The sequence below is a fragment of the Salmonella sp. 32020114201800008SM genome (assembly GCF_017572025.1).
Lineage (GTDB): Bacteria > Pseudomonadota > Gammaproteobacteria > Enterobacterales > Enterobacteriaceae > Salmonella > Salmonella enterica.
The window spans coordinates 387,154-399,549 of sequence record NZ_JAGEQM010000004.1 but is presented as its reverse complement, the minus strand read 5'-3'; the positions used below and the strand labels follow the sequence as shown (position 1 = coordinate 399,549).

Annotated in this window: 15 protein-coding genes and 1 CRISPR repeat array (1 of these 16 only partly in view); of the genes, 3 read left to right on the top strand and 12 right to left on the bottom strand. The window is 53.9% G+C overall.

Annotated features, from left to right (window positions below; translation table 11 throughout):
• Positions 1 to 8: 8 nt before the first annotated feature.
• Positions 9 to 245, top strand: a complete 237-nt coding sequence (locus tag J4613_RS14135; protein ID WP_208293657.1) for a non-oxidative hydroxyarylic acid decarboxylases subunit D — start codon at positions 9 to 11, stop codon at positions 243 to 245.
• Positions 246 to 289: 44 nt separating this feature from the next.
• Here the strand turns inward: J4613_RS14135 and rpoS are convergent, their stop codons facing one another.
• Both rpoS and nlpD read right to left on the bottom strand, forming a co-directional pair.
• Positions 290 to 1,282, bottom strand: coding sequence for an RNA polymerase sigma factor RpoS (gene rpoS, locus J4613_RS14130; protein WP_000081498.1), 993 nt, complete (start codon positions 1,280 to 1,282; stop codon positions 290 to 292).
• A gap of 62 nt (positions 1,283 to 1,344) precedes the next feature.
• Positions 1,345 to 2,427, bottom strand: a complete 1,083-nt coding sequence (nlpD, locus tag J4613_RS14125; protein ID WP_243770933.1) for a murein hydrolase activator NlpD — start codon at positions 2,425 to 2,427, stop codon at positions 1,345 to 1,347.
• Between nlpD and J4613_RS22715 the strand changes: the two genes are divergently transcribed.
• Positions 2,357 to 2,515, top strand: coding sequence for a peptidase (locus J4613_RS22715; RefSeq protein ID WP_223148970.1), 159 nt, complete (start codon positions 2,357 to 2,359; stop codon positions 2,513 to 2,515). The genes nlpD and J4613_RS22715 overlap by 71 nt on opposite strands.
• A gap of 138 nt (positions 2,516 to 2,653) precedes the next feature.
• Here the strand turns inward: J4613_RS22715 and J4613_RS14120 are convergent, their stop codons facing one another.
• From J4613_RS14120 to cysD, 10 genes are all read right to left on the bottom strand, one after another.
• The gene (locus tag J4613_RS14120; protein WP_000253545.1) at positions 2,654 to 3,280 is read right to left on the bottom strand and encodes a protein-L-isoaspartate(D-aspartate) O-methyltransferase; all 627 of its coding nucleotides are present in this window, start codon (positions 3,278 to 3,280) and stop codon (positions 2,654 to 2,656) included.
• Positions 3,274 to 4,035: a 5'/3'-nucleotidase SurE gene (gene surE, locus J4613_RS14115; RefSeq protein WP_001221537.1), complete on the bottom strand. Its 762-nt coding sequence runs from the start codon at positions 4,033 to 4,035 to the stop codon at positions 3,274 to 3,276. The genes J4613_RS14120 and surE overlap by 7 nt, the downstream gene beginning before the upstream one ends.
• A complete protein-coding gene (gene truD, locus J4613_RS14110) occupies positions 4,016 to 5,065 on the bottom strand; it encodes a tRNA pseudouridine(13) synthase TruD (protein WP_000134246.1) in 1,050 nt (349 codons plus the stop codon). The genes surE and truD overlap by 20 nt, the downstream gene beginning before the upstream one ends.
• Entirely contained in the window at positions 5,062 to 5,541 is a 480-nt protein-coding gene (ispF, locus tag J4613_RS14105; RefSeq protein ID WP_001219245.1) for a 2-C-methyl-D-erythritol 2,4-cyclodiphosphate synthase, read from the bottom strand. Before ispF ends, truD begins: the two co-directional genes overlap by 4 nt.
• Entirely contained in the window at positions 5,541 to 6,251 is a 711-nt protein-coding gene (ispD, locus tag J4613_RS14100) for a 2-C-methyl-D-erythritol 4-phosphate cytidylyltransferase (RefSeq protein WP_000741649.1), read from the bottom strand. The genes ispF and ispD overlap by 1 nt, the downstream gene beginning before the upstream one ends.
• An 18-nt stretch (positions 6,252 to 6,269) precedes the next feature.
• Positions 6,270 to 6,581: a cell division protein FtsB gene (gene ftsB, locus J4613_RS14095; RefSeq protein WP_000517480.1), complete on the bottom strand. Its 312-nt coding sequence runs from the start codon at positions 6,579 to 6,581 to the stop codon at positions 6,270 to 6,272.
• Between the two features lie 190 nt (positions 6,582 to 6,771).
• Positions 6,772 to 7,095, bottom strand: coding sequence for a DUF3561 family protein (locus tag J4613_RS14090; RefSeq protein ID WP_001537530.1), 324 nt, complete (start codon positions 7,093 to 7,095; stop codon positions 6,772 to 6,774).
• A gap of 50 nt (positions 7,096 to 7,145) precedes the next feature.
• Positions 7,146 to 7,751, bottom strand: a complete 606-nt coding sequence (gene cysC, locus J4613_RS14085; RefSeq protein ID WP_001173663.1) for an adenylyl-sulfate kinase — start codon at positions 7,749 to 7,751, stop codon at positions 7,146 to 7,148.
• A complete protein-coding gene (gene cysN, locus J4613_RS14080) occupies positions 7,738 to 9,177 on the bottom strand; it encodes a sulfate adenylyltransferase subunit CysN (protein ID WP_001092268.1) in 1,440 nt (479 codons plus the stop codon). The genes cysC and cysN overlap by 14 nt, the downstream gene beginning before the upstream one ends.
• Before the next feature lie 9 nt (positions 9,178 to 9,186).
• Positions 9,187 to 10,095, bottom strand: a complete 909-nt coding sequence (cysD, locus tag J4613_RS14075) for a sulfate adenylyltransferase subunit CysD (protein WP_000372384.1) — start codon at positions 10,093 to 10,095, stop codon at positions 9,187 to 9,189.
• 250 nt (positions 10,096 to 10,345) lie between these two features.
• On the opposite strand from cysD, the gene J4613_RS14070 reads away from it, so the two are divergent.
• The gene (locus tag J4613_RS14070) at positions 10,346 to 11,392 is read left to right on the top strand and encodes an aminopeptidase (RefSeq protein ID WP_001748706.1); all 1,047 of its coding nucleotides are present in this window, start codon (positions 10,346 to 10,348) and stop codon (positions 11,390 to 11,392) included.
• A gap of 14 nt (positions 11,393 to 11,406) precedes the next feature.
• Positions 11,407 to 12,396: direct repeats of the CRISPR family, unit length 29 nt; unit sequence CGGTTTATCCCCGCTAGCGCGGGGAACAC; it runs 994 nt beyond the window's last position.

Here is a 12,396-nt window from a genome sequence, read left to right as displayed (position 1 = left end):
AGTAACCGATGATTTGTCCACGCTGTGCCGATGCACATATTGAACTCATGGCGACTTCGCCGGTAAAAGGAGTCTGGACGGTATATGAGTGTCAGCATTGTCTGTATACCTGGCGCGATACCGAACCGTTACGCCGTACCAGCCGCGAACACTATCCACAAGCGTTTCGCATGACGCAAAAAGATATTGATGACGCGCCAATGGTGCCGAGTATCCCGCCGCTGCTGGCAGAAGACAAACGGTAAAAAAAAGGCCAGTCTGTCGACTGGCCTTTTTTTGACAAGGGTACTTACTCGCGGAACAGCGCTTCGATATTCAGCCCCTGCGTCTGCAGAATTTCGCGCAGACGGCGCAGGCCTTCAACCTGAATCTGACGAACACGTTCACGCGTAAGACCGATTTCACGGCCTACATCTTCCAGTGTCGCAGCTTCATATCCCAGCAGACCGAAACGGCGCGCCAGCACTTCACGCTGTTTGGCGTTCAGTTCGAACAACCATTTGACGATGCTCTGTTTCATATCGTCATCTTGCGTGGTGTCTTCCGGACCGTTCTCTTTTTCATCGGCCAGGATGTCCAGCAACGCTTTTTCGGAATCACCGCCCAGCGGGGTGTCTACCGAGGTAATGCGCTCGTTGAGACGAAGCATACGGCTGACGTCATCAACCGGTTTATCCAGTTGCTCTGCAATTTCTTCCGCACTCGGTTCGTGGTCCAGTTTATGCGACAACTCACGTGCGGTGCGCAGGTATACGTTCAGCTCTTTAACAATGTGAATCGGCAAGCGAATCGTACGGGTTTGGTTCATAATCGCCCGTTCGATTGTCTGGCGAATCCACCAGGTTGCGTATGTTGAGAAGCGGAACCCACGTTCCGGGTCAAACTTCTCGACTGCACGGATAAGCCCCAGGTTGCCCTCTTCAATCAGGTCCAGCAACGCCAGTCCACGATTGCCATAACGGCGGGCAATTTTTACCACCAGACGCAGGTTACTCTCAATCATGCGACGGCGAGAAGCGACATCTCCACGCAGTGCGCGACGCGCAAAATAGACTTCTTCTTCGGCTGTTAACAGTGGTGAATACCCAATCTCACCAAGGTAAAGCTGAGTCGCGTCCAACACACGCTGTGTGGCCCCTTGCGATAACAGCTCTTCTTCAGCCAGGTCGTTATCACTGGGTTCCTCTTCACTCAAGGCTTTTTCGTCAAAAGCCTCTACTCCGTTCTCATCAAATTCCGCGTCTTCATTTAAATCATGAACTTTCAGCGTATTCTGACTCATAAGGTGGCTCCTACCCGTGATCCCTTGACGGAACTAGCAAGTCAAAGCCTGGTTCCGCCGCTTTATCGCTGCGGTAAATAACGCAGCGGGTTTACGGATTTCCCCTTGTAACGAATTTCAAAATGCAAGCGTGTAGAGCTGGTGCCGGTGCTACCCATAGTAGCGATTTTTTGCCCCGCCTTAACTTCCTGTTGTTCCCGGACCAGCATCGTATCATTATGGGCGTAGGCACTCAGGTAATCATCGTTATGTTTGATGATAATAAGATTACCGTAACCACGCAGTGCGTTACCGGCATATACGACGCGCCCATCAGCGGTTGCGACGATAGTCTGTCCCTTACTGCCTGCAATGTCGATCCCTTTATTGCCCCCTTCGGAAGCGCCAAAGTTTTCGATCACTTTGCCATCCGTCGGCCAGCGCCATGCGGAAATCGGCGCGCTGGTTGACGTACTGCTTGCATTTGGTTCGGTCGTGCTTACCGTTGGTGCCGTTACAGGCGCTGTGACAACCGTCCCAGCAGGCTTGTTGTTTGGCAACATTTTGTTAGCACTTTGTTCACCTGAGCCCTCAGAATACGTAATTGTTGGTTGAGACGCAACTGCAACGGTGGAATTTTGTGCAGACCTGGTCACAACTCCTTGCTGTGCTGCATCCGCCTGGGTGATCGCATTTCCGCCAGTAATTGGCGTGCCGGATGCGTTACCAACTTGCAAAGTTTGCCCTACATTCAGGCTATACGGGGCAGAAATACTGTTTCTCTGGGCCAGATCGCGGAAATCGTTCCCGGTAATCCAGGCGATGTAAAAAAGCGTATCACCCTTTTTCACGGTGTAAGTACTGCCACCCGTATAGCTACCTTTCGGAATATTCCCATACTGGCGATTGTATACAATTCGTCCATTTTCCATTTGCACGGGTTGTTCCGCGACCGGTTGAGTTTGCATGGGCTGCGTTACAGGACGCTGAACGGGTTGAATTTGCGGCGCTTGTTGCGGCGTTTGTTGCGTCGTCGCGCCCATTTTTGGCGGCGGTGTGATCAACATCCCGGAATTGGTATTTGATGACGAACCACTGTCCACAGACGTGACCGGCGCCGGAGGGTTTGACGAACTGGTACAACCTGCCAGCCATAGTGAAACCAGTGATAGTGCCGCAATGCGACTAACGGTGAATTTTGGGCTTCCCGCGCTCATTTATCCCCCAGGAAAAAATTTGGTTAACAACCAGTGACGTAAGAACCGTGCAACGCATTAAGTGAACACGGGAAAATGTGTTCACGATACGCTTAACCCACCGGGAATAACCAGGAAAACTCCAGGTATTCGTTTCGGCTTCATCAGGCGTAAGAGTGGGTGTTTGCAGGGCAAACTAGGCCAGCTCTCCCTTGACTAACGGGACGAAGCGAACGGCCTCCACGGTATCGATAATAAATTCGCCGCCCCGGCGACGCACGCGTTTCAAAAACTGCTGCTCATCGCCCACAGGCAGAACAAGAATGCCGCCTTCATCCAACTGTGCCATGAGCGCGGTAGGAATTTCCGGCGGCGCGGCCGTCACAATGATAGCGTCAAACGGCGCACGCGCCTGCCAGCCTTGCCAGCCATCGCCATGACGGGTAGAAACATTATGTAAATCGAGCTGCTTCAGGCGGCGGCGCGCCTGCCATTGCAGCCCCTTAATCCGCTCAACGGAGCAAACGTGATGTACCAGATGCGCCAGAATCGCCGTCTGATAGCCGGAACCGGTGCCAATTTCCAACACCCTGGATTGCGGCGTCAGTTCGAGCAGTTCCGTCATTCGCGCCACCATGTAGGGCTGCGAAATCGTCTGACCCTGGCCTATCGGCAAAGCGATATTTTCCCAGGCCTTATGTTCAAACGCTTCATCAATAAATTTCTCGCGCGGCACTGCGGCAAGCGCATTAAGCACCTGCTCATCTCTGATGCCCTGCGCGCGCAATTGTTCAAGAAGAGCCTGTACACGTCCACTTACCATTGCGTGCCAACTCCCACGCTGTCTAACCAGTCTGAAACCACATCATGCGCGCTGTGCGCGGTTAAATCCACATGCAACGGCGTGACGGAGACGTAGCCTTCATCCACCGCCGCGAAATCGGTATCCGGCCCGGCATCGTATTTATCGCCTGGCGGGCCAATCCAGTACAATGTATTACCGCGCGGATCTTCCTGCGGGATTACTTTATCCGCTGGATGGCGGCTACCACAGCGAGTCACGCGGATGCCTTTAATCTGCGCTAACGGTAGATCCGGGACATTCACGTTGAGAATACGCCCGGTACGCAACGGCTCCCGGCTTAACCCTCGCAAAAGCGCGCAAGTCACGGCCGCAGCCGTATCATAATGCTGATAGCCGTTAAGGGAGACCGCTAATGCCGGAAAGCCGAGATGACGACCTTCCATCGCCGCGGCGACAGTACCGGAATAGATCACATCATCGCCCAGATTCGGACCCGCGTTAATACCGGAAACGACAATATCCGGACGCGGACGCATTAAGGCATTAACGCCCAGATAGACGCAATCGGTCGGCGTCCCCATCTGTACGGCGATATCGCCATTATCAAAGGTAAAAGTACGAAGCGAAGATTCCAGCGTGAGGGAATTAGACGCGCCGCTGCGGTTACGATCCGGGGCTACGACCTGTACATCAGCAAACTCACGCAGCGCTTTCGCCAGCGTTTGTATACCGGGCGCGTGAACCCCGTCATCGTTACTCAGCAATATGCGCATAATCACCCATTGTGTTGATCAGTTCCCTTACTACGCTGGTGGCAAAACTGCCTGCGGGCAGCCAGAAACGTAACTCGACGGTAACGTCATCCCACCAGTTCCAGCTTAATTGTTGCGGATAAAGCAGCATCGCTCTGCGCGACGCCTCTACTTTTTCGCGCAGCAACAGCGATTGCAACACCGTTTCCTGGGCAATGGCATCTTGCTCAAACGCCAGCGCCGCACGCTGTGTTCCCCACTCTCCGCTGCCCGGCAACGATGCTGTAATCATCAGCTCTTTTTCGTCTACCCGGCGCTGCAATTCAGGCAGTTCTTCAGATGTCGCGACGAACCAGCTTCCACGCCCCGCTAATTGTAGCGCATCGCCGTCAACAACTTGATTAAAGTCTGGTTTCTTCAGCCGCTGGTGAACAATTTGATTAAACAACGCGCTACGTGCCGCCGACAACCAAAAACTGCGTTTATTGCGATCGCGCACCGGCGCGTTACTTTGCGCCCAGCGCAGCGCGCCCTGCAAGTTGCTGCCGCCAATGCCGAATCGCTGTGCGCCGAAATAGTTCGGCACGCCGCCATCGCGAATCGCCTGCAATCGTGTTTCGACATCGCGGCGATCGCTTATTTCACGCAACACCAGAGTAAAGGCATTGCCTTTCAGCGCGCCTAAACGCAGCTTACGCTTGTGACGCGCGTATTCCAGTACTTTACAACCTTCCAGCTGAAAGGCGCTGAAATCGGGCATCTCTTTCCCCGGCACGCGCGCGCACAGCCACTGCTCGGTAACGGCGTGTTTATCTTTTTGCCCGGCAAAGCTCACTTCGCGAGCGTGAATTTTCAGGAATTTCGCCAGCGCGTCAGCGACAAAACGGGTATTGCAACCGTTTTTCAAAATACGCAGCAGAATGTGCTCGCCTTCACCATCCGGCGTAAAGCCTAAATCTTCAACCACCACAAAATCTTCCGGATTCGCTTTCAGCAATCCGCTACCTTGTGGTTTTCCGTGCAGCCAGGTGAGATTGTCAAACTCTGTCATTTCGCCGCCTTCATCAGCAACGCGACCGCTTCGCAGGCAATGCCTTCTCCGCGTCCGGTAAATCCGAGCTTTTCCGTCGTCGTCGCCTTCACGTTAACCTCATCCATATGGCAGCCGAGATCTTCGGCGATAAAGACACGCATTTGCGGAATATGCGGCAGCATTTTCGGCGCCTGCGCAATAATGGTGACATCCACGTTGCCGAGGGTGTACCCCTTGGCCTGAATACGACGCCAGGCTTCACGCAGTAGTTCGCGGCTATCCGCTCCCTTAAATGCCGGATCGGTATCCGGGAAGAGCTTGCCGATATCGCCAAGCGCCGCCGCGCCCAGCAGCGCATCGGTCAGCGCATGTAACGCCACATCGCCATCGGAATGCGCCAATAGCCCTTTTTCATAAGGGATACGCACGCCGCCAATAATAATCGGCCCTTCTCCGCCAAACGCGTGTACGTCAAAACCGTGTCCAATTCGCATTATGCTTTCTCCTGGTGGATGGTTCGGGTCAGATAGAATTCCGCCAGCGCCAGATCTTCCGGACGGGTGACCTTGATGTTATCCGCGCGACCTTCTACCAGCGCCGGATGAAAACCACAATACTCCAGCGCTGACGCCTCGTCGGTGATGGTCGCGCCTTCATTCAGCGCACGCGTCAGACAATCGTGCAAGAGTTCGCGGGGGAAAAACTGCGGGGTGAGCGCGTGCCATAAATCGGCGCGCTCTACGGTATGGGCAATCGCGTTTTTCCCCGGTTCGCCGCGTTTCATGGTGTCGCGCACCGGACTGGCGAGGATACCGCCGACCCGGCTGTTTTCGCTGATAGCCAGCAACCGCGCAAGGTCATCCTGATGCAAACAGGGTCTTGCCGCATCGTGCACCAGCACCCACTGCGCCTTTGCAACGGCCTGTAACCCGGCCAAAACGGAATCAGCGCGTTCGTTGCCGCCATCCACAACGGTGATTTGCGGATGATTCGCCAGCGGAAGTTGGGCAAAGCGATGATCGCCAGGGCTGATAGCAATAACAACGCGTGTCACCCGAGGATGCGCCAGCAGCGCATGAACTGAGTGCTCCAGAATGGTTTTATTACCGATTGAGAGATACTGCTTAGGACATTCTGTTTGCATTCGGCGGCCAAATCCGGCCGCCGGCACCACGGCGCAAACGTCCAATAAAGTGGCTGCCATGTTAAATCCCTGGATGGTTTATCGATGAGTTTGCCCCGCCGTTGCCGCGCGTTTTGAGGCGTCAGGCACCAGACGATAGAAGGTTTCGCCCGGTTTGGTCATGCTAAGTTCGTTGCGCGCGCGCTCCTCAATCGCTTCCTGGCCGCCATTGAGATCGTCAATTTCGGCAAAAAGCTGATCGTTACGCGCTTTAAGTTTGGCGTTTGTCGCCTGCTGCGCGACCACATCATCGTTGACGCGGCTATAGTCATGTATGCCGTTCTTACCGAACCACAGCGAGTACTGTAGCCAGACCAGTAAAGCCAGCAACAGCAGCGTTAGTTTACCCATCCTGCCCCCTGAAAAACGGCATCATCATCCCATAACGTCCTCTGTGACTCCACATTCAGGACGGGATTGCCGCGACAACGCCGGCAAATGTACCACATTTGCCGGATGTTACGTATACCCGAGTAAGGAGAACATAATCTCATTGTTGGTTACGGTTTGAATTATGACCGGAGGCGCAGTGATAACCCGTCTACCCTAATAGCCATATGAATAACGCGCCGAACAGCGCGCCTACGGCCAGTAGAGTAAACATGATGCTAAAAAGTATTTTGCCCTTTACCAACAGATGCAACGCAATGCCGATAATCACCGATACCGGCATTAACGCGAGGAAAAAGGGCCAGGTATAGAGGAAAAAAAACAGCGTGTTAGGGCCATAAAGCAGAAAAGGGATCCCCAACGCCAGCAGCCATGACACAAAGCCGACCACCGCCCCCGGAAATGCACTGGTGGCGTCATCGTCGACCATGAAGGCGTCTGACCTTGTGAAAGTAATGTTATGGCTATTACGCATATTAAATCCTGTAACCTTGACCATACCAGGCATACAAGCCCGGTGGTGTCTCAGGATCTGATAATATCGCGCCGTCTCAGCAGGTCTAATAATTGGGAAACCAAATTTGTTACTAATTGTTCACCATTAAGATGAACCTGGGGCGAGTCAGGCGCTTCGTAAATGGCGTCGATGCCGGTAAAGTTACGCAACTCGCCCGCGCGCGCTTTTTTATACAACCCTTTAGGATCGCGCTGTTCACAGATAGCCAGCGGCGTATTGACATAAATCTCGATAAAACGATCGTGGCCGACGCGCTCTTTTACCAGTTGCCGCTCGGCGCGGTGCGGAGAAATAAATGCCGTCAAAACAATCAGGCCGGCGTCCGCCATCAGACTGGCCACTTCGCCTACCCGCCGAATATTTTCCTGGCGATCGGCATCGCTAAAACCTAAATCACGGCACAAACCGTGGCGCACATTATCGCCATCCAACAGGTAGGTACTGACGCCACGCTGATGTAACGCCTCTTCCAGCGCGCCGGCCACCGTTGACTTTCCCGAACCGGAGAGTCCGGTAAACCACAGCACCACGCCACGGTGGCCGTGGAGCTGTTCACGGGCGGCGACAGTAACGGGATGAGAGTGCCAGACCACGTTCTCATCATGCAGCGCCATGTTTATCTCCCAGCAAATCTCGGGCGTCCCAGTGCGGAAAATGACGGCGTACCAGCGCATTCAGCTCCAGCTCAAACGCACTGTATTCCACGGGCGGCGTCGCTCCGCGTTCATCCAGTTCCCGCACCATGCCAGCGCCCACGGTAACGTTAGAAAGTCGGTCGATAAAAATCAGTCCGCCCGTCACCGGATTTTGCTGATAAATATCCAGCGCGAGCGGCTCATCGAATGTCATCTCCACCAGACCAATACCGTTTAACGGCAGGCTCTCGACGTCTCGTTGGGTCAGATTGTTGATATCAATCTGATAGCGAATAGCCTCGATACGCGCGCGGGTTTTCTTACCCGCAAGTTTAACATCGTAGCTTTGGCCCGGCGCCAGCGGCTGTTCCGCCATCCATACCACGTCGATCGCAGCGTGCCGCGCAGGTGCCAGCGTCTCGTTTGCCGCCAGCAGCAGATCGCCGCGGCTAATATCAATGTCGTCGTTGAGTACCAGGGTAATGGCTTCGCCCGCACAGGCTTCTTCTTTGTCGCCATCAAAAGTGACAATACGCGCCACGCTGGATTCCACGCCGGACGGCAGCACTTTAATGCGCTCTCCGACTTTGACGCTACCAGACGCCAGAGTGCCGGCATACCCCCGAAAATCAAGATTCGGGCGATTGACGTATTGTACCGGAAAGCGCATCGGCTGACGGTCTACCGCACGCTGTATGTCTACCGTTTCCAGGACTTCCAGCAGCGTCGGACCGCTGTGCCAGCGCATATTCGCGCTCTGCGCGGCGACATTATCCCCTTCCAGCGCCGAAAGCGGGACAAAGCGAATATCCAGATCGCCCGGCAACTGTTCAGCAAAGGTCAGGTAATCTTCACGAATACGGGCGAAGGTCTCTTCGCGGTAGTCAACGAGATCCATTTTGTTGATTGCCACCACCAGGTGTTTGATCCCCAACAGAGTGGAGATAAAGCTATGGCGACGCGTCTGATCCAGCACGCCTTTACGCGCGTCGATCAGTAGGATCGCCAGATCGCAGGTGGACGCTCCGGTCGCCATATTCCGGGTATATTGTTCATGGCCCGGCGTGTCGGCGATAATAAATTTTCGTTTTTCCGTGGAGAAATAGCGGTACGCGACGTCAATAGTAATGCCCTGCTCACGCTCGGCCTGTAGCCCATCTACCAGCAGCGCCAGATCGAGTTTTTCTCCCTGCGTGCCATGACGTTTACTGTCATTATGCAGAGAAGAGAGCTGATCTTCATAAATTTGCAGGGTATCGTGCAGCAAACGACCTATCAACGTACTTTTACCGTCATCAACGCTGCCACAGGTTAAAAAACGCAGCAGGCTTTTGTGTTGTTGGGCCATCATCCAGGCTTCGACGCCGCCTTCATTGGCGATTTGTTGTGCAAGTATGGTGTTCATGGCGGCTCCTTAGAAATACCCCTGACGTTTTTTAAGCTCCATCGACCCCGCCTGATCGCGGTCAATCATCCTCCCCTGGCGCTCGCTGGTGGTAGAAACCAGCATCTCTTCGATAATTTCCGGCAGCGTTTGCGCGTGGGATTCCACCGCCCCGGTGAGCGGCCAACAGCCAAGTGTACGGAAGCGCACCATCCTTTTTTTGATGACTTCGCCAGGCTGGAGATCGATACGATCGTCATCCACCATCATCAACATGCCGTCACGTTCCAGAACCGGGCGTTCAGCAGCCAAATACAGCGGCACGATGTCGATGTTTTCCAGCCAGATGTATTGCCAGATATCCTGCTCTGTCCAGTTGGAGAGCGGGAAGACGCGTATACTTTCGCCTTTATTAATCTGACCGTTATAGTTACGCCACAACTCTGGACGCTGATTTTTCGGGTCCCAGCGATGGAAACGGTCACGAAAGGAGTAAATACGTTCTTTCGCACGGGATTTTTCCTCATCGCGCCGTGCGCCGCCGAACGCGGCATCAAAACCGTACTTATTCAGCGCCTGCTTTAACCCTTCGGTTTTCATAATGTCGGTGTGTTTAGCGCTACCGTGAACGAACGGATTGATGCCCATCGCCACGCCTTCCGGATTTTTATGTACCAGCAACTCGCAGCCATATGCGTTGGCGGTACGATCGCGAAAGGCGTACATCTCACGGAATTTCCAACCGGTATCAACGTGCAATAGCGGGAACGGTAACGTACCCGGATAAAACGCCTTACGCGCCAGATGCAGCATGACGCTGGAGTCTTTACCAATGGAGTACAGCATGACCGGATTAGCGAATTCCGCTGCCACTTCACGGATAATGTGGATACTTTCCGCCTCCAGTTGCCGCAGGTGGGTGAGTCGTTTTTGATCCATAACCGTTCCTTTGCAATACCGTTTTTTGCTAAACATTTCGATTACACGACTATAGGGAGCGCAGGAGAGTGAATGAAATGACGAATTGGAATGAGTAGTTCCTCAAAGGAATAACGCGGCCCAAAAACCAATATCAAAAAATGCTTAACGTACCGGATTGCCAGCATTTAGGAGCAAATGAAATTGTATTAACACGATCGCGGTTTCATACTAGCCCCGTAAAATTTTGTTCTGTATTTAAGGACTCATTATGTTTTCCGCAACGCGCCGCTTTGCCGTCATTCTGGCGCTCGGCGTAGGCTTTATCCTTCCTGCACAAGCAGCATCACCAGAGCCTGGTGAAATAGCGAATACTCAGGCACGACATATCGCCACCTTTTTTCCCGGGAGAATGACGGGCTCCCCCGCCGAGATGTTATCTGCCGATTATTTACGCCAACAATTTACCCAGATGGGATACCAAAGCGATATTCGAACGTTTAATAGCCGATTTATTTATACCACGAAGGATAATCGCAAAAACTGGCATAACGTGACGGGCAGTACGGTCATCGCCGCCCATGAAGGGCGCGTGCCGCAGCAGATCATCATTATGGCGCATCTGGATACGTACGCTCCGCAGAGCGACGCTGATGTCGATGCCAATCTGGGCGGTTTAACGTTACAGGGAATGGATGATAATGCCGCGGGATTAGGCGTTATGCTGGAACTGGCGGCGCGCCTGAAAGATATACCGACCCATTATGGGATTCGTTTTATCGCCACCAGCGGGGAAGAAGAGGGAAAGCTAGGCGCGGAAAATTTACTCAAACGAATGAGTGACGCTGAGAAGAAAAATACGCTGCTGGTGATTAATCTCGATAACCTGATTGTTGGCGACAAGCTCTATTTTAATAGCGGGAAAAATACGCCGGAAGCGGTGCGTACACTGACCCGCGATCGGGCATTAGTGATTGCGCGCCGTTATGGTATCGCCGCCAACACCAATCCGGGACGCAATCCATCCTACCCCAAAGGAACGGGTTGCTGTAATGATGCGGAGGTTTTCGATAAAGCGGGAATATCGGTGCTTTCTGTTGAGGCGACGAACTGGAATCTGGGTAAAAAAGACGGATACCAGCAACGCGTGAAAAATGCCTCCTTCCCGAACGGCAATAGCTGGCACGACGTACGGCTTGATAATCAACAGCATATTGACAAGGCGCTGCCAGGGCGAATTGAGCGCCGTAGCCGCGATGTAGTACGGATAATGCTGCCGTTGGTAAAAGAGCTGGCGAAGGCGGAAAAAACGTCCTGATATGCTGGTGAAACGTGTTTATCCCCGCTGACGCGGGGAACATTTTTCAGCCCTTGTCGACTGCGGAACGCCCCTCGGTTTATCCCCGCTGGCGCGGGGAACACGAGCTGGCGAACCTGATGGCGGGCGACGTGGACGGTTTATCCCCGCTGACGCGGGGAACACCCTGAATACTCGCAGCGATTTGCGCGATCTGGCGGTTTATCCCCGCTGGCGCGGGGAACACCATTGCGTTGTGAGCGCATTGAGTTGATTACTCGGTTTATCCCCGCTGGCGCGGGGAACACGCCCACGCCGACAACGAGCAATACTCGATCACCGGTTTATCCCCGCTGGCGCGGGGAACACTGCGATACGGAGACATAACCGTATCACCAGTTGCGGTTTATCCCCGCTGGCGCGGGGAACACGTACAATACAGATTATAAATAGAGAGATTACACGGTTTATCCCCGCTGGCGCGGGGAACACGGCGGCGCAGTCCAGCGCGGTAGCGGCAGGTACGGTTTATCCCCGCTGGCGCGGGGAACACATCAGCGGCACTATCAGCCCAATTTATAAGACCGGTTTATCCCCGCTAGCGCGGGGAACACCCCTGTTACAAAGGAGATTTCCTGCGCCGTGGCGGTTTATCCCCGCTAGCGCGGGGAACACTGGATGCCGCCTAACACTGAAGTAGCTGCCGACGGTTTATCCCCGCTAGCGCGGGGAACACTGGTGCGGGCTGCGCTGATTTAGGGGCGGTGTCGGTTTATCCCCGCTAGCGCGGGGAACACACACTGTCCTACAACAATCGCTCCTACAAATGCGGTTTATCCCCGCTAGCGCGGGGAACACTGCGCCACCACTTCCACGGTATCAGCAGCAGACGGTTTATCCCCGCTAGCGCGGGGAACACTTTCTGCGCTTTATCTATTTCCGGAGCAAATTCGGTTTATCCCCGCTAGCGCGGGGAACACATATATCCAATATTTAAAAATGAAAACAATAACGGTTTATCCCCG

Coding starts and splice junctions, on each gene's coding strand:
- J4613_RS14070 (WP_001748706.1), top strand. CDS start 10,346: ATGTTTTCCGCAACGCGCCGCTTTGCCGTCATTCTGGCGCTCGGCGTA.
- ftsB (WP_000517480.1), bottom strand. CDS start 6,581: ATGGGTAAACTAACGCTGCTGTTGCTGGCTTTACTGGTCTGGCTACAG.
- rpoS (WP_000081498.1), bottom strand. CDS start 1,282: ATGAGTCAGAATACGCTGAAAGTTCATGATTTAAATGAAGACGCGGAA.
- J4613_RS14090 (WP_001537530.1), bottom strand. CDS start 7,095: ATGCGTAATAGCCATAACATTACTTTCACAAGGTCAGACGCCTTCATG.
- cysD (WP_000372384.1), bottom strand. CDS start 10,095: ATGGATCAAAAACGACTCACCCACCTGCGGCAACTGGAGGCGGAAAGT.
- truD (WP_000134246.1), bottom strand. CDS start 5,065: ATGACAGAGTTTGACAATCTCACCTGGCTGCACGGAAAACCACAAGGT.
- cysN (WP_001092268.1), bottom strand. CDS start 9,177: ATGAACACCATACTTGCACAACAAATCGCCAATGAAGGCGGCGTCGAA.
- J4613_RS14135 (WP_208293657.1), top strand. CDS start 9: ATGATTTGTCCACGCTGTGCCGATGCACATATTGAACTCATGGCGACT.
- J4613_RS14120 (WP_000253545.1), bottom strand. CDS start 3,280: ATGGTAAGTGGACGTGTACAGGCTCTTCTTGAACAATTGCGCGCGCAG.
- ispD (WP_000741649.1), bottom strand. CDS start 6,251: ATGGCAGCCACTTTATTGGACGTTTGCGCCGTGGTGCCGGCGGCCGGA.
- cysC (WP_001173663.1), bottom strand. CDS start 7,751: ATGGCGCTGCATGATGAGAACGTGGTCTGGCACTCTCATCCCGTTACT.
- surE (WP_001221537.1), bottom strand. CDS start 4,035: ATGCGCATATTGCTGAGTAACGATGACGGGGTTCACGCGCCCGGTATA.
- ispF (WP_001219245.1), bottom strand. CDS start 5,541: ATGCGAATTGGACACGGTTTTGACGTACACGCGTTTGGCGGAGAAGGG.